Here is a 26,378-nt window from a genome sequence, read left to right as displayed (position 1 = left end):
TGGGCGCGCTCCAACTCGCAACTACTCGGCGCGCTCCCGCGACTATCCGCCTCTGCCGGAATCTCTTTTGCTCGATTCCGGCCGCAGTCGATTTCTGCGGTTTGGAAGAGAGGGAGCTTTCCGATGCAGAGCATCCAGAACCGCCGCAGTTTCCTGGCCGGCCTGACGGCCGCCGGCGCCGCCAGCCTCGTCGGCGCTCCAACTCGAGCTCTTGCCGAGCCACCGCCGGAGACCACGCGCATTCGCTTGGCGAAGATTCCTAGCATCTGCGTGGCGCCACAGTATGTTGCAGAGGAACTTCTGCGTGCTGAGGGCTTCACCGAGGTTGACTATGTCGTCTCACGCGCCGGTGCGGCCCAGGCCTCCGCGGTGGCGAATGGCGAGATCGACTTTACCCTCAACTTCGTGACAAATTTGATCGTGGCCTTGGACTCCGGTGCGCGGATCACTCTGCTCGGCGGGGTCCATCCCGGCTGCTTCGAGCTGTTTGCCAAGCGCGGGATCGACAGCGTCGTCGATCTGAAAGGCAGGAACGTCGGCGTCCAAGGGCTCGGTACGGGCCCGCATCTGTTCCTCGCCAGCATCGCGGCCTATGTCGGGCTCGATCCGGCGCACGACATCAACTGGGTTGTGAACCCGGCGATCAAGCCCAAGGAGCTGTTCGCGCGCGGTGACGTGGATGCGTTCCTTGGCTTTCCGCCGGACCCGCAGGAATTGCGGCGCAGCAAGGTCGGGAACGTGATCATCAACAGCACTGTGGACCGGCCTTGGTCGCAATATTTCTGCTGCATGCTGTCCGCCAACAGCGATTTTGTGGCGGCGCATCCCGTTGCTACCAAGCGTGTGCTGCGCGCCATCCTCAAGGCTGCGGATCTATGCACCGCCGCGCCGGCCCAGGTTGCCGAGCGCCTGGTGGCGGGCGGGTTCGCCAGCCACTACGATGATGCGTTCGCAGCGATCAGCGAGCTGCCTTACCGGAAATGGCGGGACTACGATTCCACTGACGCCGTCCGCTTCTATGCGCTGCGGCTGAAAGAAGTCGGTTTGATCAGCTCCACACCCGACAGGATTATCGCGGAAGGTACGGACTGGCGCTTCCTGAACGAACTCAAGCGCGAGCTGAAGACCTGAGCGGGCGGCCAGGGCACGCCCTCTATTTCAATTCGCAACAAGATTGGCACCATCATGGTTGCAAAAGCGGTGTAGCTCTCGCTCGAATGGTGTCGGCTGCTGGTCGTTCCGTGCCTGCATGGTGCCACTTTGGTTCCGGTGAGCCAAAACGGCGCATGGTGCCGAAGGCTTTCACAGAAGCGTTGCACTTGGCCTTGCGCTTGCCGGTTCGATATGGCAGAAGCCCCGCCATCGGCGGCTGCGGTAGCTCAGTGGTAGAGCACTCCCTTGGTAAGGGAGAGGTCGAGAGTTCAATCCTCTCTCGCAGCACCAGCCTATCCCCTTGATTGGCAACAAGTTCTGTGTTTGTTGATCTATTTGCCGCCCGTCTGGTACACAGGGGTGGTACACATGAGCTTGCGAATGCCCGGACCTTGGAAGCATCCCGACACTGGCGTCTACTACCTTCGGCAACGGGTTCCCTCCGATCTGACGTCAGTTCTGATTGATGTTCCGGTCGCAATACCGGTAGGCGAGGTCACAAAAGTCGCAAAGTTGGACGTGAGGTCAAAGTCAGCCTTGCGACAAAAGACCCCTCCGAGGCGAAGTTCCGTCACCGTTACGCCGACGCGGCACTCCAAGAGTTCTGCAAAAGCACCGGGAAGGACCCCAGCCCCTCTCTCATAGGCAGGTTCTGGCACTGGCTGGGCTGCTTAATGCCGATCTCGTGGACATGATGGACAGCGAAGGCATCTGGAGGGAAGTCCTTCGGCTCAACCAAGGCAAGCAGGACAGCGGCGACCTGGAGCGGTGGTTTGGTCCAGGGCATCGCCAAAGCCAAGGCTGAAGGGCGCATGAAGGGCCGGCCCGAGGACGCAGAGCGCAACGAGGCCATCTTGGACATGCTGCGGAAGGGGCAGAGCTGGAACACCGTCGTGAAGGCCACCAACTGCTCACGCTCGACGCTCGCGAAGCTGGCGAAGCGCGTACCTTGAACCCATTACCGTTCGGATTGCGGGTCGTGCTTGAAGCTGCGAAGATTGGGCGTTCGCTTAGCGATGTACTGGAAGGCATCTTATGCCAGTTGTTCGGGTGGAGCGGCGGCTCGCTGCGATCATGGCCGCCGACATCGTGGCCTATTCACGCCTGATCGAAGCAGATGAGGCCCGTACACTCGCGTCGATCAGGACCCTTCGCTCCCAAGTGGTAGACCCGCTGATCGCAGACCACAGGGGCCGTGTTGCCAAACTAATGGGCGATGGCGCAATCGTGGAGTTTGGCTCCGTTGTTGAGGCCGTGGCCTGTGCCGTCGCAATGCAGGAAGGGACGGCGGCGCATCAGCGGGAGGTCCCGCCCGAGAACCGCATCGTGTTCCGCATCGGCATCAACGTCGGTGACGTTGTCGTGGAGGACGGCGACCTGCTCGGGGATGGCGTCAACATCGCGGCACGGCTTGAGGCACTGGCGGAGCCTGGGGGCATTTGCATTGCCGATGCGGTGCAGAAGCAGCTGGCCGGCAAGACTGACTTCGCCTTTGAAGACACCGGCGAGCGCAAGCTGAAGAACATCGCGCATCCGGTCCGCGTTTGGTGCTGGTCCAAGGGATCGGCACCGCCTGCCGCCGGTGCGCCGCTATCCTTGCCCGACAGACCCTCAATCGCAGTGCTTCCGTTCGACAATCTGAGCGGGCAGCCGGAGGAGACGTACTTCAGCGACGGCATCACCGAAGACATCGTCACCGGCCTGGCGCACTTCCGCTCGCTGTTCGTGATCGCCCGCAACTCGTCCTTCGCCTTTCGCGGCAAGTCTATCGAGATGGCGGAAATCGGCCGCCGGCTTGGCGTCTCATATCTCCTCGAAGGCAGTGTGCGGCGGGCCGGGGCACGCGTACGGATCACCGCGCAGCTCATCGAGGCGGCGACCGGGGCGCATCTTTGGGCTGAACGTTATGACCGCAGTCTCGATGACATCTTCGCAGTGCAGGACGAAGTCGCGCAGACCATTGTATCAACGCTGGTTGGGCGAATTGAAGATGCAATGCTTCAGCAATCGCTCCGAAGGCCGACAACCAGCCTGGCGGCCTACGACTGTTTGTTGCGCGGCCTTGCCCATTTCCGGAACGACACCGAAACTGCCAATCAGCAAGCTCGTGAGATGTTCGAGAAGGCGGTTGCTCTCGATGAGCGGTATGCGGTGGCGCGGTCGTATAGTGCGTTCGTTAAGGTGGCACAGAACGGTCACGCCGCGGCACCGGCCGAGGTGCTGGACGCGGCGTACACCGAGGCAAAGCACGCGCTCGAACTCGACCCCCTGGAAAGCCGCTGCCACCGAATACTATCGACGATCTGTCTCTACCGCCGTGAGTACGACATGGCCGAGCAACACCTCCGGCGGGCATTCGACCTGAACCCCAATGATACAGACGGGTTGATCATGAAGGGCCGATTGCTGGCCTTTCGTGGAAGGCCCGAAGACGCACTGGTTAGTTTGGAGGCTGCTTGTCGCCTCAACCCACTACGTCCTGGTTGGTACGATGCCCATTTCGGCATCGCGCTCTATTCGCTCCGGCGCTTTGCAGAGGCCGCACAGGCGTTCAAGCGGATGCCCTTGTCAGGTTCGTGGTCGAGTGCGCGGCTCGCGGCCTGCTACGCCCAGCTTGAACGGACCGCAGAGGCACAGGCAGCAGTGGCAGAGGTCCTGCGGTTGCGGCCCGATTTCTCGACGGCCGAATACATGCGCAAGAGCGTCCTCCTTGAACACGCCGAAGACCGGGAGCTTCTCCGCGAAGGGCTCATCAAGGCCGGATTGCCGGCGTGAGTTGGCCGTGCCAGAGCAGTTGGTGGCTACCGTGGTAACGGTCGTTCCCTCGCGCAGCGTGGGACAGAGCTGCGAACACGCCTTGGGCCTCATATAGCACGGCTCTGAAGGCTCTTCCGTGGTCCGAAGATCGAACGAGCGGACCGTTGATACTCGGCAGGCCAGCCTCCTTGCCGCAAGTGGTTCGCGCACCTGACTCGTGTTATCGTAGTTCCGGGAGACGGCGGACGCGCCGTGAGCGCCCGCCCGCTCCCTATTGTGGGAGGAACCAATGGCTTATTACGTATTGCTGTCGAGTTTCACAGATCAAGGTATCAAGAGCATAAAGGATACTCAGAAACGTGCTGAGGCCTTCAAGGCGATGGCCAGCAAGAACGGCATCAAGGTTCACACCCTGTTGTGGACGCTTGGTCAATATGATGTTGTGGCGATTGCCGAAGCCGACGACGACATTGCTGCGACCGCACTAGCCTTATCGATCGCATCGTTAGGCAACATCAGAACTCAGACATTGAGAGCGTTCGACGCGGCAGATATGGCCAAGATAATGGCAAAGATGGCCTGACCGCCACTGGCCGTGAACGGGCGATCGAAGCCGGCTAGCGAGTGGACCGGCGTTGAGGCCCTTTCCTTGAAGCGAAAACCCTGGGGCGAGGCCGGGGTTTTTCTTATGAGGGACGTTCAACGGGCTATTCTGGTCTAGTCGCAATCGTAACCATCTGCATAGTGGCTGCCAGAACTGCGGCTTGGTGGCTTACCCGTTGGCGCTTTTTTTGATGCGTAGTCGCCTCCCTCAGGTAAGACTCTAGTCCGGCAGTTGGGAGGAAGGTTCGACATAGTGCGTTTGCACTGCCTCGCAAACCTGCTCGAACATCCAGGTCAGGCCGGCATCCGTCATTACCGCTTTCTGGGCGATAACGCAGATCGGGACGTGGCCAGTGTTCAGCGGAAGGTCGACGCTGACTAGGCCGAGGCGCGGACCCAGCCTCGCCGCCGCCAGCCCGGCCGGCACTGCGGCGATGAGGTCGGACTCGGCGACCGCCGCCAGCGCCATGGTGTAATTGGGCACCGTCGTCACCACACGTCTCGCTAGGCCGCACGCTTCCAGAGTTTCGTCGATCACCCCCTTCCTCTCGCCGGTGAACGACACCACCAAATGGCGCATAGTGCAGTAGCGTTCTAGCGTCGGTTGCTCGGCAAAGGGATGACCGGCGTGCATCACGACCACGAAGCGCTCCTTGAGCATAGCGCGCCGGGTGAAGCGCGCCGGCACGTCGTCCAGAGGCGCGACGGCGATATCCACCAGGCCGGCGTCGATCTCGGCAAGAACCGGCCGCCATGTCCGCTCGATGGGCCCACCCTTGCGATAGGGCAGCATTTGCAGCACCGTGAGGTCGATATTGGGCGCGGCCGTGGCCAGCTTCTCGACAAGTGGCGGCAGGAACACTGCCGAAAGCGCGTCGGCGGCGCTGATGGTGAAGCGCCGGTTCGACGTCTCCGGACGGAACGGCTCGACGGCCACAACCATTCGCCGGATCTGCGCCAAAATATTGGCGATAGGCTCGGCCACCTCCAGCGCGCGCGGCGTCGGCACGACGCCCTTCGGCGTCTTCAGGAAGAGCGGATCGTCGAGCAGTTTGCGCAGCCGGCGCAGGCCGTGGCTGATCGCCGAGGGAGACAGCCGGAGACGGTCGCCGGCTCTCCCGACATGGCGCTCCTGGAGCACCACCTCGAACAGTTTCAGCAAATTGAGATCAGCGCGCGATAGGTCGATTTCATTCAGCATGATGCTGAATTGATATCATTGGATTCATCAGAGCCCAAGCACGATACTCGCGTCACAAGGGTTTCACGATACTCGCGTCACAAGGGTTTCCAGACCTGTGGGGGTATCCATGCAGGAATCGGGTGGCGGGACGCGACGCGCTCTGATGGGATGGCTGATCGGCCGGGAACCGGGCTTAGGGCTCGTCCGACACCTTGGGGAGCGCTGGCTGGCGGAGCAACCTTTTTCGCGTGAATTAAGCGGTGTCTCACTCGAAGCGGAGGAGGGGACAAGCGGCATGGCAAGATCATCCGCCTACAAGCTCGATGCCGGGCAGGGCGAGCGGCTGCGCTTCAGTGGCGCGGATTTCCTGGTCAGAGCCGCGGCCGACACAACCGGCGGCGCCTTCTCGATCGTCGAGGAAATCGATCCGCTCGACACGCCCTTGCACAGGCACGCCAATGAGGACGAGTTCTTCTATGTCATTGAGGGCGAGCATGTCTTCCGCTGCGGCGATCAGGAGTTCCGCGTCGGGCCGGGCGGAGCGATGTTTGCGCCGCGCGGTGTGCCGCACGCACACAAGCGCGTCGTGCCGCGCACCGGCCGGTTTCTCACCATGACCTCGCCGGCCGGCTTCGAAGGCTTCTTCCGCGAGCTGTCCGCCGCTGAGGCGAGCGGCGCCGCGATGCCCGAAGCCTACGCGGCCGTGTCGCGCAAATACAACATCGACTGGCTATAGGAGATATCGTCATGGCACTGGACGCCCTGATCGTCGACCCGATGTTGCAGGCCCTGGAGAGCCGGCGGCCCTCCGCAGCGGAGGATGGCGGCATGGGCGAGGCTTCCACAGGCGAGCTCTTCCAGCGAGCAGCCGATCACGCCACCCGCTTTCGCGACGCCATCGCCTCCGGGCCGCAACGGCCGCTGATGTCTTATCGGCAGGCCTTGGACAGTTTCCGCGAGCCGCTTCCCGAACGGGGCAGCGCTGGGCTCGGTGTGGTTGACGAGCTTGTCGCGAAGGCTGAGCCCGGCCTGCACAAGATGACAGGTCCGCGCTTCTTCGCCTGGGTCTGCGGCAACTCCCATTCGGTCGGCGTTTGTGCCGACTGGCTGACCAGCACTTGGGGTCAGAACACCGGCAATCACCACGCCACGCCGTCGGCCTCGGCCGTCGAGACGATCGCCGGCGGCTGGCTGCTCGAGCTGCTCGACCTGCCGCTCGAAAGCTCCATCGGCTTCGTTACCGGGGCGACTATGGCCAATTTCGTCTGCCTAGCAGCGGCGCGCGGCGCAGTCCTGCGGCAGGTCGGCTGGGATGTCGAGGCGCAAGGTCTGTTCGGCGCGCCGCCGATCACGGTGCTGATTGGCGACGACGCCCATGCCACGGTGTTCTCGGCGCTGCAGTTCCTAGGCCTTGGCCATGACCGCGTCGTGCGTGTGAAGACTGACGACAATGGCCGCATCGCGGCGGGCGATTTTGCCGTTGCCGCCGCCACGGTCTCCGGCCCTTGCATCGTCATCCTGCAGGCTGGGCAGATCAACACCGGCGCCTTCGACGATTTTGCCGGCATCGTTCCCATCGCCCGGCGCATCGGTGCCTGGGTGCATGTCGATGGTGCTTTTGGTCTCTGGGCGCGTGCCTGCCCCGAACGCAGCCATCTGGCCGAGGGCGCCGATGCCGCAGACTCTTGGGCCTGCGACGGCCACAAATGGCTGCAGACACCCTATGATTGCGGCTACGCCATCGTGCGCGACGAACAGGCCCATCGCCGCGCCATGACGATCGCGGCGAGCTACCTGCCGCCAACTTTCGAGGACGAGCGCGACCCGAGCCATTACGTGCCCGAACTGTCGCGACGGGCGCGCGGCTTCGCCACCTGGGCGATGATCAAGCATCTCGGCCGCGACGGCATCGCCGCGATGGTCGCTCGCCATTGCAAGGTGGCCGGAGCGATGGCCGATAGGCTGCGCGCCGACAACGCCATTGCCGTGCCCAACGACGTGGTGCTGAATCAGTTCGTCGTGCGTTTCGGCGCCGACCGCCCGGACGAGGAGGCCGACCGGCTGACGCTGCAGACGATTGCCCGCCTGCAGGCCGATGGGATCTGTTTTGCAGGCGGTGCCAAATGGCACGGCCGCCAGGTCATGCGTGTATCGGTGATTTCCTGGTCGACCGACGACATGCAAGGCGAAATCGCCGCCGACGCCATGATCGCGGCGTGGCGGGCGGTAAGGTAGGGTTGTCGGCTGGCCCTGTATTCAAGGAAATGCTAATATTGACCGGGCCGGCGGATGCCATTCCAGCTTCGCGCGGCTAATGGCGGCAGCTGGCGTCGAGGGGACGGCATGCGGATCGCAATGATAGGGGCGGGCGGCATCGGCGGCTATCTCGGCGCAAGGCTCGCCGAGGCGGGGGGCGATGTCAGCTTCATTGCTCGCGGTGCCCACTTGCAGGCAATGCGCCGGGGCGGCCTGCGAATTCAAAGCGATATCGGCAACGTCTTTCTCCCCAGTGTGTCCGCGAGCGACGCGGCGGCCGACATCGGTCCCGTCGATCTCGTGATTTTTGCGGTCAAGCTCTACGACAGTGAGAAGGCCGCCGCAGCGTTGGGACCGCTCATCAGCAGGAATACGCGTATCGTGACGTTGCAAAATGGCATCGACAGCGTCGAGACGCTCGGTCGTCATGTTCCTGGCGACCAGGTGATTGGCGGAGCCACCTACTTGTCCGCATTCATCAAACAGCCCGGAGAAGTCGTTCACGCTGGCGGGCTGCGTCACATCCTGGTCGGCGGGCACCGCGAACCTCTCATCAAGGACCTTCAGGCGCTCTGCGATCGTGCTGTCGGGCTCGAGCTGAAGCCGGTTGCCGACATCGACAATGTGCTGTGGGAGAAGTTCGTGACGCTCGCGGCCTTTTCCGGAGGGACGTCGCTCATGCGCTCCGGGATCGGTCCGATCCTCGACGACCCCGAGGCACGTATCTTCGTCGAGCAGCTGCGCGACGAGGGGATGGCGGTTGCGGTGGCGGCTGGCCATCCGATGGCCGAGGGGTTCGAAGGGCGCGTCATGACCAGATGGACCGCATTCCCCCCGAACGTAAAATCGTCGATGGCCAACGACCTCGAAAGGGGCAAGCCAATCGAGGTCGCCTGGCTGTCCGGGCGGATGCACGAGTTGGGCATCAAGTTCGGTATTGCGACCCCTGGCCACACGGCGGTCTTCCGCGCCTTGCATCTCTACGCAGCGGGTGCCGCCCCCTAGCGGTGTCCCATCAATGTTCCTTGGGAGGATAACATGGCAAGTTCGTCGAGCAAGAGCATGCCGGTGACGACAGCTAACGAGGCAACCGGCTCCCAGGACATGTTCAACAAGGAGCTGGAGACTTATCGCAGGATCGTGGCCGCAAACCTCATGTTCCATCGCGAGGTCTACGGGCTCCTGCGCGATCTGCTCGTCGAGCATGCTCCAGGGTCGTTTCGATTCCTCGACGTGGCGTGCGGCGATGCCGCTGCCTCGGCCGCGATGCTGAAGACGACCGCGATTGGCGGCTATGTCGGCATCGACCTGTCGGAAGCGTCACTGAGGCTGGCCGATCGCGCGCTCGAGGGGCTCCCGTGCCCGGTCGAGCTGCGCTGCGGCGATTTCGCGGAAGCGATGGCGAACTGGTCGGAACCCGTCGACGTGATCTGGATCGGCATGTCGCTGCACCACCTGGCGACCGAGGGCAAGGCGAGGTTGATGCGGCACGCCCGCAGGGCTTTGGGCGGCGTGGGCCTGTTCGTCATCTGGGAGCCGGCCCTGTTCGAGGGAATCGCGCCGCCTGGCTCGCCCGCTTCTCCTTGCTGCGCGATAAATGGTCGACCGTTTCCGACGAGGAGTTCGCTTCCATGGAACGGCATATGCTTCTGGCCGATTTCCCTGAAACCGCCGACACATGGCTCGGCATGGGGCGGAATGCCGGGTTTCGCCGTGCGGAGGAGATTTTCATGATGCCGAACAGAATGGGCAGAGTATTCCGCTACTGGAACTAGCCAGCGCGTCGGGGCGACAATGTCATCAGATCTGAAACCGGGTGAGATCCCGCCGGGAGACGCTCCGGTTCCCGCCACCGTCGTGCTGGTCGGTCGCTGTGGCCGCCTGCGCCCGCTCGACGCCGAGCGCGACGCATCCTGTCTCTACCCGCTCTCGCATGACGAGCACACGAATGCCACCTGGGTCGACATGAAGGTCGGCCCGTTCGCCAGTGAGCAAGCGTTCGCCGACCACGTCGCCGAACTTGTGGCAGACAAGAAACGAGCCTTCTTCGCCGTCGCCGGCCTCGACGACAAGCCGCTGGGGTGGCTCTGCCTCATGGAGGCAAAACCCGCCCATCATGTCGTCGAGCTCGGCTATGTGCTCTACACGCCGCCGCTGCAGCGCACACGGCTGGCCACCGAGGCGCTCTACCTGATCCTGCGCCATGTCTTCGACGACCTCGGCTACCGGCGCCTCGAATGGACATGCACTTCGACCAACCAGCGCTCGCGCAAGGCGGCCGATCGGCTCGGCTTCGTCTATGAGGGCACGCAGCGCCAGGGCTTGTTCCTGAAGGGCAAGCCTTGCGACATCTGCGTCTATTCGATGCTTTCCAGCGAGTGGCCGGCCCATCGCTCAGCTTTTGAGGCTTGGCTCGATCCCCGCAATTTCGAGGCCGGGCGGCAGCTTCGTTCGGTTGCCGAGATCAGGGTTGGCCCTAATTAGCATAATTCAGAGGTCAATCCTCTCTCGCAGCACCGGTCAATCCCGTCGAAATCACAGTGCCGCGTCACCGACCAAGCGGCTGCCGTGACAAGGCGAGGAGTTCGGCCTCGTCGGTGATTCCGGCCATATAGTTGGCGATGATGCGAGAGGCCAGCGCTTCTCGGCTGGCGTGAGAGTCGCCCTCGCGCTTCGCCTGCTCGAAGACACGCCCAAGAAGTCCCATCTCGGATGGCGTGAAGTTGCCCGCCTCTTTGATCCTGCGATTGATGGACATGTCGCCTCGCTTTCGAAAAGTATACGCGCATCTCGCGAAAAGAGGATGGACTGAACGAGCTACATCTTCGATTACGCCCTTTTCGAATTCGCAACCCGGCTTCCTAGGCCACCGACCACCCACCATCGACCAGTATGTTCGCTCCCGTAATCATCGACGCTGCAGGCGAGGCCAGGAACACCACGGTTCCTGCAACATCGATCGGGTCGCCGATGCGGCCGAGCGGGATGTGGCCGAGCACATGGGCGTGAAAGTCGGGCTCGGCGAGGGACGGCCGCGTGCCGTCGGTCCAGATGAAGGTCGGCGCCACGCTGTTGACGGCGATCTTGTGCTGCGCCCATTCGGCGGCCAGGCAGCGCGTCAAATGGTTGATCGCTGCCTTGCTCATGCAGTAGATCGCCTCGCCCTTCAGCGTCACCGTGCCCGCCTGCGAACTGATGTTGATGATGCGCCCGGACTTTTGGGCGATCATCAACCGGCCGACCGCCTGGGTGGTGAAGAACGTGCCCTTGAGATTGACGTTCACCGTCAGGTCGAAATCTTCTTCGGTCACGTTTTCGGCCAGGTTTTCCGGCCCGAGCCCGACATTGTTGACCAGCACGTCGATGCGGCCGAAGGCGGCGTGCGCCTCGGCGACAGCGGCCCGCACCGTGGCGAGATCGGTCAAATCCATCTGCACCGCCAGCGCCCTCCGGCCCATGCGCTCGATCTCGGCGACAAGCTCCGCCCCGTCGGCCTTGCCGCGCACGCCGACGATCATGTCGGCGCCGGAGCCGGCACAGGCCAGCGCACAGGCGCGGCCAATGCCGCGCGAGGCGCCGGTGACCAGCACCACCTTGCCGGCCAGATCGAATTTCGGCGTGAATTCTGTCATTGCAACCTCCCCTGAAAGGCTCTGTCTTCTTGTTTGAGCATGATCTTTTCCGAAAACCGGATTCCATTTCTCGGGATCAATGCTCTTGGCCGAAACCATCGCGGATAGCGACGACCCTCTTTGCCGAACAGTATCTGGTCGCCGCTTGAAAGCCAGCCGGCATCTGGAGACAGCTCACGGCGCGTGACACGGCCGATCGTTTGGCGTATATTGACATAAAGATATCCTTATGTGACATGAGTAGGCTTGTCGCCAAAGGGATAAAAAATGTCGCAGAATTCTGCATCGCTGGACGCATTGTTCGGCCCCGTCGCGGCAAAGCCCGACGGTTCGGAGGTGCTTGCGGCGCTGACGGCGGCGGCACGCGAACGCATTCTCATCCTCGACGGCGCCATGGGCACGCAGATCCAGGGCCTCGGCTTCGACGAGGGCCAGTTTCGCGGCGAGGTCTTCGCCGGCTGCGCCTGCCACCAGCAAGGCAACAACGACCTTTTGATCCTGACCCAGCCCGGAGCGATCGAGGAAATCCACTATCAGTACGCCGTGGCCGGCGCCGATATCCTCGAAACCAACACCTTCTCCTCGACCTCGATCGCCCAGGCTGATTACGGCATGGAGGATGCCGTCTATGCGCTGAACCGCGACGGCGCGCGGTTGGTGCGCCGCGCCGCGCTGAGGGCGCAGCAGCAGGACGGCAAGCGCCGTTTCGTCGCCGGCGCACTTGGGCCGACCAACCGCACCGCGTCGATGTCGCCTGACGTCAACAATCCCGGCTATCGCGCCGTGACCTTCGACGATCTGCGCCTTGCCTATGGCGAGCAGTTGCGCGGGTTGATCGACGGCGGCGCCGACATCATCCTGATCGAGACCATCTTCGACACGCTGAACGCCAAGGCGGCGATCTTCGCCTGCAACGAGATCTTCATCGAGAAAAGCGTGCACCTGCCGGTGATGATCTCCGGCACCATCACCGATTTGTCCGGCCGCACGCTGTCCGGCCAGACGCCGACGGCCTTCTGGCATTCGGTGCGTCACGCCAGCCCCTTCACCATCGGCCTCAACTGCGCGCTCGGCGCCAAGGCCATGCGCGCGCATCTGGACGAGATTTCGGGCGTCGCCAACACCTTCACCTGTGCCTATCCGAATGCCGGCCTGCCCAATGAATTCGGCCAGTATGACGAGAGCCCGGAATTCATGGCCGCGCAGATCGAGGATTTCGCCCGCGAGGGGCTGGTCAACGTCGTCGGCGGCTGCTGCGGTTCGACGCCGGATCACATCCGGGCGATCGCCGAGGCGGTGCGGAAATATCCGCCGCGCGCCATCCCCGAGATTGAGCCGAAGATGCGCCTGTCCGGGCTGGAGCCGTTCACGCTGACCGACGAGATTCCCTTCGTCAATGTCGGCGAGCGGACCAATGTCACGGGCTCGGCCAAATTCCGCAAGCTGATCACGGCGGGCGACTATGTCGCCGCGCTCGACGTGGCGCGCGACCAGGTCGCCAACGGCGCCCAGATCATCGACATCAACATGGACGAGGGGCTGATCGATTCGAAGAAGGCGATGGTCGAGTATCTCAACCTGATCGCCGCCGAGCCGGACATCGCCCGCGTCCCGGTGATGGTCGACAGTTCGAAATGGGAGATCATCGAGGCCGGCCTGAAATGCGTGCAGGGCAAGCCGCTGGTCAACTCCATCTCGATGAAGGAAGGCGAAGAGGCGTTCCTGCATCATGCGAAGCTGGTGCGCGCCTATGGCGCGGCCGTGGTCGTCATGGCCTTCGACGAGGACGGCCAGGCCGACACCAAAGCACGCAAGGTCGAGATCTGCACCCGCGCCTATAAGCTTTTGACCGAACAAGCCGGCTTTCCGCCGGAAGACATCGTCTTCGACCCCAACGTCTTCGCCATCGCCACCGGCATCGAGGAGCACGACAATTACGGCGTCGACTTCATCGAGGCGACGGGCGAGATCACCGGGACCCTGCCGCATGTCCACATTTCCGGCGGCGTGTCGAACCTGTCCTTCTCGTTCCGCGGCAACGAGCCGGTGCGCGAGGCCATGCATGCCGTGTTCCTCTACCATGCCATCCAGCGCGGCATGGACATGGGCATCGTCAATGCCGGCCAGCTTGCGGTCTACGACACGATCGAGCCGGAACTGCGCGAGGCCTGCGAGGATGTCGTGCTCAACCGCGTGCCCAAGGCCGGCGGTACCGCCACCGAACGCATGCTGGAGATCGCCGAACGCTTCAAGGGCACGGCCGGCCAGGAGGCCAGGGAGCGCGATCTCGCCTGGCGCGAATTGCCGGTCGAACAACGGATCAGCCATGCGCTGGTCAACGGCATCACCGAATTCATCGATGCCGACACCGATGAGGCGCGGCTGGCGGCCGAGCGCCCGCTGCATGTCATCGAAGGCCCGCTGATGGCCGGCATGAATGTCGTCGGCGACCTGTTCGGCGCGGGAAAAATGTTCCTGCCGCAAGTGGTGAAGTCCGCGCGGGTGATGAAACAAGCCGTCGCAGGACTATTGCCGCACATGGAGGCCGAGAAGGTGGCGAACGCCGCGAACGGCATCGACAATGGCGAGCGCCAGACGGCGGGAAAAATCCTGATGGCGACGGTGAAGGGCGATGTCCACGACATCGGCAAGAACATCGTTGGCGTCGTTCTCGCCTGCAACAATTACGAGATCATCGATCTCGGCGTCATGGTGCCGGCGGCCAAGATCCTGCAGACGGCGCGCGAGCAGAAGATCGACATCATCGGCCTGTCCGGCCTGATCACGCCGTCGCTCGACGAGATGGTGCACATGGCCGCCGAGATGGAGCGTGAAGGCTTCGACATTCCGCTGTTGATCGGCGGGGCGACGACCAGCCGCGTGCACACGGCGGTGAAGATCCATCCGCGCTATACCCGGGGCCAGACCGTCTACGTCACCGACGCCAGCCGGGCGGTCGGCGTCGTGTCCTCCTTGCTGTCGAACGAGACCAAGGGCGGCTATGTCGACGCGGTGCGCGCCGAATACAAGAAGGTCGCCGATGCGCATGCCCGCTCCGAAGCCGACAAGCAGCGGCTGCCGCTGGCCAAGGCGAGGGCCAACGCGCACCGGATCGATTGGTCGAGCTACGAGCCGCCAAAGCCCTCCTTCACAGGCGTGAAGGTTTTTGAAAACTGGGACCTTGCCGAACTCGCGCGCTACATCGACTGGACGCCGTTCTTCCAGACCTGGGAGCTGAAGGGGCGTTATCCGAAGATCCTCGAAGACGAGGTGCAGGGACCAGCGGCGCGCCAGCTGTTCGAGGATGCGCAGGCGATGCTGAAGAAGATCATCGCCGAGAAATGGTTCGCGCCACGCGGCGTCATCGGCTTCTGGCCGGCCAATGCCGCCGGCGACGATATCAAATTGTTCACGGACGAGGCACGCTCGCAGGAGCTGGCGACGTTCTTCACCTTGCGCCAGCAACTGACCAAGCGCGACGGCAAGGCCAATGTCGCGCTGTCGGATTTCGTCGCCCCGTCGGACAGCGGCAAGCCCGACTATATCGGCGGCTTCATCGTCACCGCGGGCATCGAGGAAGTGGCGATCGCCGAGCGCTTCGCGCGCGCCAACGACGATTATTCCTCGATCATGGTCAAGGCGCTGGCCGACCGCTTCGCCGAGGCCTTCGCCGAGCGCATGCACGAGAAGGTGCGCCAGGAATTCTGGGGCTACGCGGCCGACGAGAATCTGGCGCCAGACGAACTGATCGGCGAGCCCTATCGCGGCATCCGTCCGGCGCCCGGCTATCCGGCGCAGCCCGACCATACCGAGAAGGCCACACTGTTCCGGCTGCTTGACGGCGAGGGCAATGCGGGGGTGAGCCTGACCGAAAGCTATGCGATGTGGCCGGGCTCGTCGGTGTCGGGGATCTATCTGTCGCAACCCGAAAGCTATTATTTCGGCGTCGCCAAGGTCGAACGCGACCAGGTCGAGGATTATGCGCGCCGCAAGGCGATGCCGTTGGCCGAGGTCGAGCGTTGGCTCGGACCCATCCTCAACTATGTTCCCGTGCCCCATGCCGAGGCGGCGGAGTAGCGCGGCAAGCTCTGCCGTCGTTTCGCTCCGACCGTGTCGTTTTCGTATGGACGCCGGTGTCCAACACTGGTTCACGGCTATGCCGTCAACAGCATTTGCGCTGGTTGCCGGCTTGTGATCCATGGCGTGACGGTTACACCTTCGGGGCAGTCGTCTTTGCAGTTGGAGCGCCAAATGACTGTACTCACACGCCGCAGGCTTTTGAAAACGGCAGCGATTGCCGGCGCCGGCGGGGTAGGGCTCTCGGCTATGGGCAGGTTTGGCGGCTGGGCCGCTGCCAGGCCTGAGCCGGTGGTGCTGCAGACGGCCAAAATCCAGGCGAAGCTGATGGATGTCGGCCAGACCAGGGATGTGCTGACCTATGGCGACGCCGGAATGCCGCCGGTGCTCAGAATGAGAAAAGGCGAGCCCTTCGCCGCGCGTCTCGTCAACGCCATCGACGATCCGACGACGATCCACTGGCACGGCATTCGCGTGCCGAACAAGATGGACGGCGTGCCGTTTCTGGTCCAGCCCTACGTCTATACCGGCGATCATTTCGACTACGCCTTCACGCCGCCCGATGCCGGCACCTTCTGGTACCACCCGCATTGCAACACGCTGACCCAGATGGGCCACGGCCTGACGGGTGTGATCGTGGTCGAAAACCCCGGCGATCCGACATTCGATGCCGAGATTGTCATCAATCTGCGCGACTGGCGCCTCGGCGACGACGGCCAGTTCATCGACCAGTTCCGGCCGCGCGATGCGGCAAGAACCGGCACCTACGGCACCGTGCGCACCGCCAACTGGCTCGATCAGCCGCAATATGACGCGCCGGCCGGTGGGCTGGTGCGACTCAGGGTTGCCATCACCGACGTCACGCGGATCTATGCCTTTCGCGTCGACGGCGCTGAGGCGACAGTCATGGCGCTGGACGGCAATCCGGTGCCGCAGCGCTTTTCTCCCGATGCTTTGCTGCTTGGACCCGGCCAGCGCATGGAGCTGGCCATCCGCATGCCCGACGACGAAGGCGCGATCGTCAGCCTGCGAGACGTCAGGGGCACCAAGCCCAAGGTGCTCGCGACCCTGCGCGCGATTGGAAGCTCGCTCAAGCGTGACATTCGCGACGTTGCACCCTTGGAGGTCAATCCGGTGGCGGAGGTGGATCTCGCCGCCGCCCAGCATATTTCCCTGGCGCTCAGCGCCACGGCGGAAAACGTCCCGAGCGATGGTATCTGCGGTTCGCTTGGCTACAGTTTTTGGGCAATCAACAAGGTGCCGTGGCCAGGCGATACGCCCGATCCGACCGCGCCGCTGGCCGAACTGAAGCTCGGCAGAAGCTATGTCATCGACATGGAAAACCTGACGCCGCAATCGCATCCGATGCATCTGCACGGTATGAGTTTCAAGGTGTTGTCGTCCTCGACGCGCGAGGTTCAGCCGCTGATTTCGGACACCTATCTCATCCAACCCAACGAAAAGGTGAGCCTCGGCTTCGTCGCCGACAATCTCGGCGACTGGCTGCTGCATTGCCACATCATCGAGCATCAGAAGTCGGGAATGACGAGCTATGTCAGGGTGGTCTGAAGCCCCGCCGGCCGACGACGCGATCGACGTGCCTTCCTCTGTTCCCCATCGTCATGCCTTCGTGCTCCTGCTTTGACCGACGAGAAATTGCCGCCTGCTTGCGGTTTCGTTGGCAAAGGGGGGCGGTTCCCTGCTATTGCCGCCTCCAAACCGAGAAGCATGGACGCTCCAGCATGACCAACGTCGCCCTGACCGGGCTTGCCCGCGATCTCGCCAGGCGTTCCGCCGAGGGCCGCCCGGTACGCATCGGCGTTATCGGCTCGGGCGAGATGGGCACTGATCTGGTCACGCAAGGCATGCTGATGCCGGGCATTTCGGTCTGCGCGATCTCGACACGCCGCCCGCACACCGCGCGCGAGGCCATCCGCATTGCCTATGGCGATGAAGCGATGGCGGTCGAAGCCGACACCGCGTCGAAAGTCACCGGCGCCATCGAGAGCGGCAAGATCGCCATCACCTCCAACGAGATGCTGGTCACCAACCCGCTGATCGACGTCGTCATCGACGCCACCGGCAAGCCGGGCGTCGCCGCCGATTTCGACCTGATGGCGATGGAGCACGGCAAGCATCTGGTGATGATGAATGTCGAGGCCGACGTCACCATCGGCTGCTACCTGAAGCAGCAGGCCGACCGGCTTGGCGTCGTCTATTCGGTCGGTGCCGGCGACGAGCCGTCAAGCTGCATGGAACTGATCGAGTTTGCGTCGGCGCTTGGGCTAACCATCGTCTCGGCCGGCAAGGGCAAGAACAATCCGCTCAACCACGATGCCGTGCCGGATGACTATCGCGCGGAAGCGATCCGCCGCAACATGAACCCGCGCATGCTGGTCGAGTTCGTCGACGGCTCGAAGACCATGGTCGAGATGTGCGCCATCGCCAACGCCACCGGGCTGGTGCCCGATGTGCCCGGCATGCACGGCCCGAAGGCCGATCGCGACGACCTCGCCAAGGTGCTCATCCCGCGCGAGGATGGCGGGCTCCTGTTGAAGAAAGGCGTCGTCGATTACACGGTCGGCAAGGGCGTCGCGCCCGGTGTCTTCGTCATCGTCGAGGCGACGCATCCGCGCATCATCGAGCGCATGGACGATCTGCATATCGGCCACGGCCCCTATTACAGCCTGTTCCGGCCGTATCATCTGACCTCGCTGGAAGTGCCGCTGACCGCCGCCCGCATCGTGCTTTTCGGCAAGCCCGACATGGTGCCGCTGCCAAGGCCGGTGGCCGAGGTGTGCGCGGTCGCCAAGCGCGACCTCGCCGCCGGCGAGACCTTTGATGCGATCGGTGAGACCTGCTACCGCTCCTGGACCATGACCGTCGGCGAAGCCCGTGCCCAGCGCGCCGTGCCGGTCGGCCTGCTCGAGGGTGGCAAGGTGTTGAAGCCGGTCAGGAAAGGCGAATTGCTGAGCGCCGACAATGCCGCGCCCGACCAGTCGACGAGGCTGTTCGCCTTGCGCCGGCTGCAGGACGAGATGCTGTACGGGACGAACTGAGGTCTACTTGCCCAGTTCGATCGACCGCAGCCGCGCAGCCTCGACAGCCTGGGTAAGCAGAATGGTCAGCCGGTCCTCGCCCATCAGCACGCCAAGCGCGGCTGCCGTCGTGCCGTTGGGGCTGGTCACCTGCTGCCTCAGCACGCCCGGCTCCTCCCCGCTTTCGGCGGCGAGCGAGGCAGCGCCGTAGACGGTCTGCATGGCGAGCAGCTTGGCGGTCGCGGTCGGTAGTCCGGCCTTCTCGGCTGCCACGGTCAGGGCCTCGATGAAATGGAAGATGTAGGCCGGCCCCGATCCGGACACGGCGGTCACCGCATCCATCAGGCCCTCGTCGTCAATGGTTGCCACTTCGCCACTCGCCGACAAAAGGTCGGCAACGAAACGCCTGGTGTCGTCGGAGACCAGCCTGTTGGAAAACACCACCATCATGCCCTTGCCGATCGCCGCGGGCGTGTTGGGCATGCAGCGCACCACCGGTGCGCGACTGCCCAGGATTTCTTCGAAGGTGGCAGCCGGTGTCCCGGCAGCGATGCTGACAAAGGTGGTGCGGCCGTCGCCGAAGCGCTTGTAGGCGGCCGTCACGTCGCGGATCACCTGCGGCTTCACCGCGATGACGACAAGATCGGGTACGGCATCGGCCGGAATGCTGCCGGCATCGGCTGCCGTGCCGCAGCCCAGCGCCGCGGCGCGATTGCGCAGGTCGGCATTGGGCTCGACCACGAAAACCGCCGAAGGCGCAAGCTTGCCGGATTTCAGCCAGCCCGAGAGCATGGCGTAACCCATATTGCCGCAGCCGGCGAGAATAAGCCTGATCGTCATGGAAGCCCTCCGAAGGAAGGCCTTCACATAGACGCTCGCGGTTCAGTGGGGAAGCCCCGTCAGGACGGACCGGAAGATCGCGGACGGCGATCGAGATCACGCACCGCGATCGGGATCGCGCACTGCCATCGGTCGCAGCGACACTTGCCTCAGGCCAAGCACGCCGAGTACGAAGAACAGCCAGACAGGGTCGCCGCGGTGGAAGAAGAAGCTTTCGAGGAAAGCGTTCAGCGCGGTGAACAGCACCACCATCATGAAGAAGTCACCGAGATAGATGTTTTCCTTGCGCAGCGGGATGCGCATGTAGTCGCGCAACGGCGCGATGAGGAAGGTGTAGACCGCGACGCAAAGTGCCGGAATACCCATCAGCACGGCGATATCGAGATAGCCGTCATGTCCATGCACGATGGTTCTGATGTCCCACGGCCGGTCGAAGGGCTGGTCCTGGTTGAGCAGCAGCGGCGTGCCCCAGAAGCTTTCGTAGCCGTAACCGGTCCAAGGTTTCTTCGCCAGCATGGAGCCGGCGAACTCCCACAGCGTCGTTCGCCCGGTATAGGTGAGATCGGGGAAATAGATCGCCGCCAGATGTTTCACCGGCGGCAGGAAGACGATGCCGAGCGTGCCGACCGCCGTGCCGATCATCGCCAGCGCAAACAGGATCGGCGTGCCGAGCCGCATGCCCATCAGGCTCGGAAACATCACGATCAGGATCGAGAACGGCACCAGGCCGGCCGTCGTCTTGGAGCCGGTGTGCAGCATGAAGATCATCGCCGCGCAGAAGATCGCCGCGCCCCAAAGCCGCTGCCCGCGCCGGTAGAGGTAGAGGCCGGCGAAACTGAAACAGGCCATGATCGGGCCGGCGATGTTCTTGTGGGTGAACACGCCGCGCCACAGGCCGGCATGTTCAGGCTCCTGTGAGTCGGCGGTGTGCAACGCCTCGTGCGGAAAGACGATGAGGCCGAGAAAGGACAGGCCCATGACCACGACGGCGGTGAAGATGATGACCTTCGAAAAAGCCTCGGCGTCGCGCGGCAAGACCAGGATCGTCGCCATCGTCAAAATGCCGATCAGCGTGAACGAAGCGGCGCGCATCGCCGAGGGCGGGTCGGTTGCCAGCACCACCGACAGGAAAAAGAAGCCCAGCATCAGCACCCAGGACGGGCTGAGCAGCGAGCGCACCACGCGCGGATCGGCGAAAGCCATCAGCGAGAAGATCGACATGGCGCCGAGCGAGCCGAAGCCAAGCTGGTTGACGATGTCGCCGCCTTCGCCGGTCAGTTCGGCGCCGGCCGGCTGGAACGGGCGGAAGGACACCATGATGACGGTGAACAGCAGTGCTGCGATCGCGGTCGCCACGCCTTCGCGCGTGAACGCGGCGCTGAGCGGGGCGCGCTCAGTTTTTCTCAGGCTGGCGGTATTGCTCATTGGCATATCCGAATTCGGCCAGCACGCGGCCCAGCGCCACATGAACGGGGTAGATGGCGATCGCCGGCGATCCTGTCCGCGCCAGCCGGAGCATGCCGCGGAACGGCGAGGCGGCAAGCAGCGCCAGGCTCTTCAGCAACACCATGGCGCCGGCCAGCGGCGTGCCGGCGCGTTTCTTCTTTTCGACCAGTGTCGAGATCACGCCGTTGCGCAGGCTGCGGGCACGGATCCAGTCGGCCTCGACACGCCGGGCCGGAACGGTTTCATGCACTTGTCCTTCGGCGCACCAGCCAAGCACGAAGCCTCTCTGCGCGGACCGGCTGAGAAAATCGGAATCACCGCCGCCCATGAAGTTGAATTTCAGGTCGAGAAAGGGCGGGCCCATGGCGATCAGTACGTTGCGTCCGACCAAAAGATTGCCGGACGAATAGAGCGCAGGCACCCGCCCCGTCTCCCGGTAGGGCGGCGCGAACACCGGATGCTCGGCCCATTGCGCATGGGCCGGGTCGGCAAAGTCGGGCACTTGCGGACCTCCGACGATATCGGCGCCGAGCGTTTCGGCTGCCCCGCACATCCGTTCCAGCCACTGCGGATCGGCGATCTCGTCATCGTCGATGACCAGCAGATGCCTGAAGTTGGGGAATTGCAGGATCGCTGTCTGCCAGCCGGCATTGTAGGCGCTGCAATTGCCGCGCTGATGCGCGATGATGACCAGACCTGAAATCTCGCCGCGCTCGAACAGCGGCAGCGCCGCCTTGGCGCCGGCGCGCTCCTCGGCTTCGTTTTCCATCACGATAACGGCAAAGCGCCTGTCGGTTTGCTGCGCACGCAGCGACGCCAGCGTTTCCAGCACCTGCTCGGGCCGCTTGAAGGTCGGCAAGGTGACGACGGCTTCGACAGCCTCGGCGTCAAGCTGGGGCGAGCGCCCCGCGATCGATACCGAACCGTCCGATGGCAAAGGGATCATCCGTGTCCAGCCACATGGTGAGTTGGGTTCTGGTAGCACCACGGTGATAAGGTTTCGTTAATCACCTTACACGGAGAAGCCTACCAGGGCAGCGGCTTTCGCTCGTTGATCGTGCTCGCTTAATCAAGGGTTCACCGCACTTTGCTACCGGCTACACCACAGGATAGGTGAGATGCATCTGCTGTTCGCCACATCGATCGTGCCCGACGGCGCTCTTGCCTCGGGCTATGAGATCGCCAACGCTGCAATCATCGCTGCTTTGCGGCGCGCTGGCGCGCGCGTCACCGTCATCGGCTTCACCTGGCCGGGAAAACCCGCGGACGATCCCGAAAACACCGTGGTGCTGGGTGCGATCGACGTGCGCACGGACAATGCCTCTGCACGACAAAAGCTGGCCTGGGTCGGCAAGGCGCTGCTCTCGGGCCTAACTTTCGCCTCGGTCAAGCTGCGCGCAGTGCCCGACAGCCACGTTCTCGCCGCGGTCGCACGCGCCGGTCCGTTCGACGGCTACGTGCTGAATTCCGTGCAGTTCGCCGGTGCCTTCGAAAAGCTGTTCGCCGACCGGCCGTCGATCTTCGTCGCCCACAATGTCGAGCATCTTTCGGCGCAGGAGAATGCCGCTGCCGCCGGCAGCCTGTTGCAGCGTCTGCTGTTTCGCCGCGAGGCGAGGTTGCTCAAGACCATGGAAGAGCGTCTCTGCCGCCGCGCGCGCTTCGTCTTCACGCTGGCCGAGGAAGACCGCGTGGCACTCGGTGTCGCCTCCGACGACCGCTCGGCGGTGCTGCCCTTGGTGACCGGAACCGAGGCGTCGACCCAGAAAGGTTTGCGCCGCATCGACTGCGACGCGGCGCTGATCGGCACCTGGACCTGGCAGCCGAACCGCATCGGCCTCGACTGGTTCCTGGGCAAGGTGGTGCCGTATCTGCGGCCCGGTTTCCGCATCCGCATCGCCGGCAGCATGCCTTCGGGCGTCACGTCGAAGCATCCCGGTATCGAATTTGTCGGTCGCGTCCCGGACGCCCAGGCCTTTGTGCGTAGCGCTGCCGTCATTCCGCTGATCAGCACCGCCGGCAGCGGCGTCCAGTTGAAGACCATCGAAACCTTCGAACTCGGCCTGCCATCCGTCGTCACCAGCCGCTCGCTGCGCGGCATCGACCATCGCCCGGCCAATTGCGTCGTCACCGACGATCCGGCCGCCTTCGCCAGGGCCCTGGAGGCCGCGGCGGCCGACATCCACGACGTCGACGGCAGCGCATTCCGTCGTTCGCAGGTCAAGGCGCTCGATGCCGCCATCCGGCTCGGCGTCGAGAAGCTCGGGCCGGTCAGGCAGGAGGCATTTGCATGAACATGCATGCCGCCCGCACCGCGTCGGGGCTCGACACCTTGAAGACGATCCTCGGTATCCCGGTGCTCGCCATCCGCTGGAACGATGCGGTCAGCCTGCTGAACCGCCTGATTGCCGAGCGGCGGTTCACCAAGGTCAGTTTCCTCAACGCCCACAACGCCAACCTCGCCTCCACCGACCCTGTCTTTGCCGAGGCGCTCGATGATTTCCTCATCTTGCCCGACGGCATCGGTGTCGATCTGGCGGCGAAACTTCTTTATGGGGCGCCATTTCCGGACAATCTCAACGGCACCGATTTCGTCCCCGCCTTCCTGCAGGCCTCGACGACGCCGCTGACGGTCGGGCTGCTCGGCGCGACGCGCGTCAATGCCGAAGCGGCGTCGGCCAAGCTTGCGGCGCTTGCAGTGCAGCACAGGTTCGTGGTCATCCATGACGGCTATTTCTCGGCTGCCGAGGAGGCGGGAATAGTCGACCGGATCGAAGAATTGCGGCCGGACGTGCTGCTCGTCGCCATGGGTGTACCGCGCCAGGAATTGTGGATCGCACGCCATATCGACGCGCGTCACTGCACGCTGCCGATCGCCGTCGGTGCATTGCTCGATTTCCTGAGCGGGGCGGTGCCGCGGGCGCCCTTGTGGATGCGCCGGTTGCGGCTCGAATGGCTGTTTCGGTTGACCGTCGAACCGGGTCGCCTGTGGCGCCGCTATGTGGTCGGCAATCCCCTGTTCCTGCTACGCGTTGTCAGGCAGAAATTCTCGCGCACACCGGAAGCTGCGGGAGGCATCCATTGAACAGCCGGTTCGTGCCAGGCGCCGATGTCGAGCCAAGCCTGCTTCGGCGGATACCCACGGCGGCAATAGTGACGGCAAGCTATGCGCCCGATTTCGAGCGCTGCCGGCTGTTGTGCGAAACGCTTGACCTCCACGTTTCCGGTGCGGCGCACCACTATATCCTGGTCGAACATCGCGATATCCAGCTTTTCCGTCAGTTGGAAAACGGCCGTCGCAGCGTCGTCGATGAGCGGGAATTGCTGCCGCGCTGGCTGCACGCCTTCGACGATCCGCTCAGCCTTTTTCGCCGGCGCGTCTGGCTCAGCCTGAAGACCCAGCCGCTGCGCGGCTGGCACGTGCAGCAGTTGCGCCGTATCGCGATATCAGCGCATGCCGGCGAAGACGTGCTGATCTTCTGCGATTCCGACGTCGCCTTCCTCAAACCTTTCGACTGCGGCGCCTTCTGGCGCGACGGCAAGGCGCGGCTGTTCCGCCGCGACGGAGTGCTGGCAGATGAAGGTCATGACGAGCATCGCATCTGGTCGCGCAACGCCGGTGCGGCACTCGGCATCGACCCATCCCGGACATCGGTCCATGACTATATCTCGACGCTGATCGCGTGGCGGCGAGACACCGTGCTGGCCATGTGCGGGGAGATCGAGAAAGTCCATGCGCGCGGCTGGGTCGAGGTCGTCGGCTCGGCGCGCAAATTCTCCGAATGCATGATCTACGGCCGCTACGTCGATGATCTGCTGGAGGGTGCCGGCCACTTCCACGGCTCGGAGGAGTTCTGTCGCGTCCACTGGACGGGCGAAGCGCTGTCGGATGACGAGTTCCGCCGCTTCGTTGCCGGCATGGCGCCGGAGCAGGTGGCGATCGGCATGCAGTCCTTCATCGGCACCGATATCGGCCGCATCCGCCGTCTGATCGGGCTTAACTAAAGCACGATCCCGAAAAGTGGGAACCGGTTTTCGGAAAGATCATGCTCGAACGAAGCGGTTCCTAGACTGGCTTTGCCGGCTTGCGCATCGCCGAATAGGTGAGCAGCGTCGAGGCGAGATACAGAAGCAGGAAGACGACGTTGAGCGACAGCACCAGGTTCGGTGTATCGAGGATGGTCGTCAGCACATAGATCAGCAGCACCGCCTTCAGCCCGGCGAGCAGGCCGAGATTGAGCGCCCGCACCAGCGTCTGGCCGCGGGCGAACAGCAGCTCGGCCTGGTATTCGACCAGATTGCGCAGTCCCGGAACGCAGATCGCCAGCGCCACCAGAGGGGCGGCCTCGGCGACATTCTTGCCGAGCGCATTGGGGAAGAAGTGCAGCACGATGCCCAGCGTCAGCAGCGCCAGCGTCGAGACCGCGAACACACCGCCTTCGATGCCGCACTTGACCGCCAGCCGTGACAGCAGTTCCGGCGCGCGCATCATGCGCTGCACCAGCATCATCGAGAAGGTGCGGATCGGAATGGCCGTCAGGTCGACCAGCCGCATGATGATGGCGTAGATGCCGGCCAGATGCGGTCCGCCGATCGCCAGGACCAGCAGCTTGTCGAACTCCATCTGCAGATAAAACAGCACTTCGGCCCCGGCCACGTAGATGGAGTCGGCCAGTCGCCGGAGATAAAGCTCGATGCGCAGCCGCAACCGCTGGCGCGGGTAGAAGAAGCCGAATGCAATGAGCAGCGAGGCGGCATTGGCGCCGATATAGAACCACGACCATATCCAGACGCTGTGTTGTGCCCAGAACATGAACAGCACCGCGCCGAGCGCCCGCAGCGCCGTCGCCAGGATGGCCAGCAGCGCGGCGCGGCCGAACTTGCCCAGACCATTGTTGACGATCAGCGCCACCTCTACCGGCCGCCACAACAGCGCTTCGGCAAAGACGATTGCCGCAAACACCGACAGCGGCACGGTGTCGGCGAAAAAGATCAGGTAGACGCCGAACGAGGCCGCGGCCAGCAGCGGCAGCGACAGCACGCCGAGCAGCAGGAAGCCGGCGGTGAAGGTGCCGATCAGATTGGGGCGGATGGTGGCTGTGCGATAGAGTGCCGAGATGAAACCGAAGGCGAGGATGCGTGACAGCATGACGCCGGCCGCCGATGCGGTGGCGAACATGCCGAATTCGGAAATGGACAGCGTGTTGGCCAGCGCGATGAAATAGGCGAGTGAAAACACCAGTCGCCCGCCGGCGCCGCTGATCGCCGAAAAGTAGTCGCGAAGAAGCCCCCGTCGTTCGGCCAAAAAAGTGCCGATCCGGGCGAGGGGCCGCCTTTGCGGTATGTCACTGGCTTGCGTCATGTCTCTAAGGAGAGCTTTAGATCGGAAAACTTAAC

Annotated in this window: 22 protein-coding genes and 1 tRNA gene; 16 read left to right on the top strand and 7 right to left on the bottom strand. The window is 63.6% G+C overall.

Annotated features, from left to right (window positions below):
* Nucleotides 1-123: 123 nt before the first annotated feature.
* The 5 genes from ACFFNA_RS32160 to ACFFNA_RS32140 all read left to right on the top strand — a co-directional run bounded on the left by ACFFNA_RS32160 (nt 124) and on the right by ACFFNA_RS32140 (nt 4,492).
* Complete coding sequence (locus ACFFNA_RS32160) at nt 124-1,131, top strand: ABC transporter substrate-binding protein (RefSeq protein ID WP_378923787.1); 1,008 nt, start codon at nt 124-126, stop codon at nt 1,129-1,131.
* A gap of 237 nt (nt 1,132-1,368) precedes the next feature.
* Nucleotides 1,369-1,443, top strand: a tRNA-Thr gene (locus tag ACFFNA_RS32155).
* 482 nt (nt 1,444-1,925) lie between these two features.
* Nucleotides 1,926-2,105 (top strand): helix-turn-helix domain-containing protein, encoded by a 180-nt coding sequence (locus ACFFNA_RS32150; RefSeq protein ID WP_378923786.1) that lies wholly within the window; start codon nt 1,926-1,928, stop codon nt 2,103-2,105.
* Between the two features lie 121 nt (nt 2,106-2,226).
* Nucleotides 2,227-3,927 carry an adenylate/guanylate cyclase domain-containing protein gene (locus ACFFNA_RS32145; protein WP_245446174.1) on the top strand — a complete coding sequence of 567 codons (1,701 nt, stop codon included), beginning with the start codon at nt 2,227-2,229 and terminating at the stop codon, nt 3,925-3,927.
* 271 nt (nt 3,928-4,198) lie between these two features.
* On the top strand, nt 4,199-4,492 hold the full coding sequence (locus ACFFNA_RS32140) for a GYD domain-containing protein (RefSeq protein ID WP_111546752.1): 294 nt from the start codon (nt 4,199-4,201) through the stop codon (nt 4,490-4,492).
* Between the two features lie 240 nt (nt 4,493-4,732).
* Here ACFFNA_RS32140 and ACFFNA_RS32135 read toward each other — a convergent pair whose 3' ends face one another.
* A complete protein-coding gene (locus tag ACFFNA_RS32135; protein WP_378923785.1) occupies nt 4,733-5,674 on the bottom strand; it encodes a LysR family transcriptional regulator in 942 nt (313 codons plus the stop codon).
* A gap of 316 nt (nt 5,675-5,990) precedes the next feature.
* On the opposite strand from ACFFNA_RS32135, the gene ACFFNA_RS32130 reads away from it, so the two are divergent.
* The 5 genes from ACFFNA_RS32130 (at nt 5,991) to ACFFNA_RS32110 (ending at nt 10,435) form a co-directional block, all read left to right on the top strand.
* Nucleotides 5,991-6,431: a cupin domain-containing protein gene (locus ACFFNA_RS32130; protein WP_378923784.1), complete on the top strand. Its 441-nt coding sequence runs from the start codon at nt 5,991-5,993 to the stop codon at nt 6,429-6,431.
* Between the two features lie 92 nt (nt 6,432-6,523).
* Nucleotides 6,524-7,930: a pyridoxal phosphate-dependent decarboxylase family protein gene (locus tag ACFFNA_RS32125; protein ID WP_378923848.1), complete on the top strand. Its 1,407-nt coding sequence runs from the start codon at nt 6,524-6,526 to the stop codon at nt 7,928-7,930.
* 54 nt (nt 7,931-7,984) lie between these two features.
* A complete protein-coding gene (locus ACFFNA_RS32120) occupies nt 7,985-8,956 on the top strand; it encodes a ketopantoate reductase family protein (protein ID WP_378923783.1) in 972 nt (323 codons plus the stop codon).
* 33 nt (nt 8,957-8,989) lie between these two features.
* Nucleotides 8,990-9,685 carry a class I SAM-dependent methyltransferase gene (locus ACFFNA_RS32115; protein ID WP_378923782.1) on the top strand — a complete coding sequence of 232 codons (696 nt, stop codon included), beginning with the start codon at nt 8,990-8,992 and terminating at the stop codon, nt 9,683-9,685.
* Between the two features lie 60 nt (nt 9,686-9,745).
* On the top strand, nt 9,746-10,435 hold the full coding sequence (locus tag ACFFNA_RS32110; RefSeq protein ID WP_378923781.1) for a GNAT family N-acetyltransferase: 690 nt from the start codon (nt 9,746-9,748) through the stop codon (nt 10,433-10,435).
* Between the two features lie 64 nt (nt 10,436-10,499).
* Here ACFFNA_RS32110 and ACFFNA_RS32105 read toward each other — a convergent pair whose 3' ends face one another.
* Both ACFFNA_RS32105 and ACFFNA_RS32100 read right to left on the bottom strand, forming a co-directional pair.
* Nucleotides 10,500-10,709, bottom strand: a complete 210-nt coding sequence (locus ACFFNA_RS32105) for a hypothetical protein (RefSeq protein ID WP_378923780.1) — start codon at nt 10,707-10,709, stop codon at nt 10,500-10,502.
* Between the two features lie 103 nt (nt 10,710-10,812).
* Nucleotides 10,813-11,583, bottom strand: coding sequence for an SDR family NAD(P)-dependent oxidoreductase (locus tag ACFFNA_RS32100; protein ID WP_378923779.1), 771 nt, complete (start codon nt 11,581-11,583; stop codon nt 10,813-10,815).
* Nucleotides 11,584-11,850: 267 nt separating this feature from the next.
* On the opposite strand from ACFFNA_RS32100, the gene metH reads away from it, so the two are divergent.
* From metH to ACFFNA_RS32085, 3 genes are all read left to right on the top strand, one after another.
* The gene (gene metH, locus ACFFNA_RS32095; RefSeq protein ID WP_378923778.1) at nt 11,851-15,660 is read left to right on the top strand and encodes a methionine synthase; all 3,810 of its coding nucleotides are present in this window, start codon (nt 11,851-11,853) and stop codon (nt 15,658-15,660) included.
* A gap of 174 nt (nt 15,661-15,834) precedes the next feature.
* On the top strand, nt 15,835-17,229 hold the full coding sequence (locus ACFFNA_RS32090) for a multicopper oxidase family protein (RefSeq protein WP_378923777.1): 1,395 nt from the start codon (nt 15,835-15,837) through the stop codon (nt 17,227-17,229).
* Nucleotides 17,230-17,402: 173 nt separating this feature from the next.
* The gene (locus tag ACFFNA_RS32085) at nt 17,403-18,719 is read left to right on the top strand and encodes an NAD(P)H-dependent oxidoreductase (RefSeq protein WP_378923776.1); all 1,317 of its coding nucleotides are present in this window, start codon (nt 17,403-17,405) and stop codon (nt 18,717-18,719) included.
* Nucleotides 18,720-18,722: 3 nt separating this feature from the next.
* Here the strand turns inward: ACFFNA_RS32085 and proC are convergent, their stop codons facing one another.
* The 3 genes from proC to ACFFNA_RS32070 all read right to left on the bottom strand — a co-directional run bounded on the left by proC (nt 18,723) and on the right by ACFFNA_RS32070 (nt 21,930).
* Nucleotides 18,723-19,538, bottom strand: a complete 816-nt coding sequence (gene proC, locus ACFFNA_RS32080; RefSeq protein WP_378923775.1) for a pyrroline-5-carboxylate reductase — start codon at nt 19,536-19,538, stop codon at nt 18,723-18,725.
* Nucleotides 19,539-19,634: 96 nt separating this feature from the next.
* Nucleotides 19,635-20,963: an O-antigen ligase family protein gene (locus ACFFNA_RS32075; protein WP_378923774.1), complete on the bottom strand. Its 1,329-nt coding sequence runs from the start codon at nt 20,961-20,963 to the stop codon at nt 19,635-19,637.
* Entirely contained in the window at nt 20,932-21,930 is a 999-nt protein-coding gene (locus ACFFNA_RS32070; RefSeq protein ID WP_378923773.1) for a glycosyltransferase family 2 protein, read from the bottom strand. The genes ACFFNA_RS32075 and ACFFNA_RS32070 overlap by 32 nt, the downstream gene beginning before the upstream one ends.
* Nucleotides 21,931-22,102: 172 nt before the next feature.
* Here ACFFNA_RS32070 and ACFFNA_RS32065 point away from each other — a divergent pair, with 172 nt between their 5' ends.
* The 3 genes from ACFFNA_RS32065 to ACFFNA_RS32055 are packed head-to-tail and all read left to right on the top strand — an operon-like array spanning nt 22,103 to nt 24,986.
* Entirely contained in the window at nt 22,103-23,275 is a 1,173-nt protein-coding gene (locus ACFFNA_RS32065; protein ID WP_111546738.1) for a glycosyltransferase family 4 protein, read from the top strand.
* Nucleotides 23,272-24,066: a WecB/TagA/CpsF family glycosyltransferase gene (locus ACFFNA_RS32060; RefSeq protein WP_111546737.1), complete on the top strand. Its 795-nt coding sequence runs from the start codon at nt 23,272-23,274 to the stop codon at nt 24,064-24,066. Before ACFFNA_RS32065 ends, ACFFNA_RS32060 begins: the two co-directional genes overlap by 4 nt.
* On the top strand, nt 24,063-24,986 hold the full coding sequence (locus tag ACFFNA_RS32055; protein WP_111546736.1) for a DUF6492 family protein: 924 nt from the start codon (nt 24,063-24,065) through the stop codon (nt 24,984-24,986). Before ACFFNA_RS32060 ends, ACFFNA_RS32055 begins: the two co-directional genes overlap by 4 nt.
* 61 nt (nt 24,987-25,047) lie before the next feature.
* Here ACFFNA_RS32055 and ACFFNA_RS32050 read toward each other — a convergent pair whose 3' ends face one another.
* Nucleotides 25,048-26,343 carry a lipopolysaccharide biosynthesis protein gene (locus tag ACFFNA_RS32050; RefSeq protein ID WP_378923772.1) on the bottom strand — a complete coding sequence of 432 codons (1,296 nt, stop codon included), beginning with the start codon at nt 26,341-26,343 and terminating at the stop codon, nt 25,048-25,050.
* Nucleotides 26,344-26,378: the final 35 nt, after the last annotated feature.

This window comes from Mesorhizobium kowhaii, from assembly GCF_042431665.1.
Classification (GTDB): domain Bacteria; phylum Pseudomonadota; class Alphaproteobacteria; order Rhizobiales; family Rhizobiaceae; genus Mesorhizobium; species Mesorhizobium kowhaii.
Note: the sequence above shows the minus strand (reverse complement) of the source record. Positions and strands in the feature narration are given on the sequence as shown.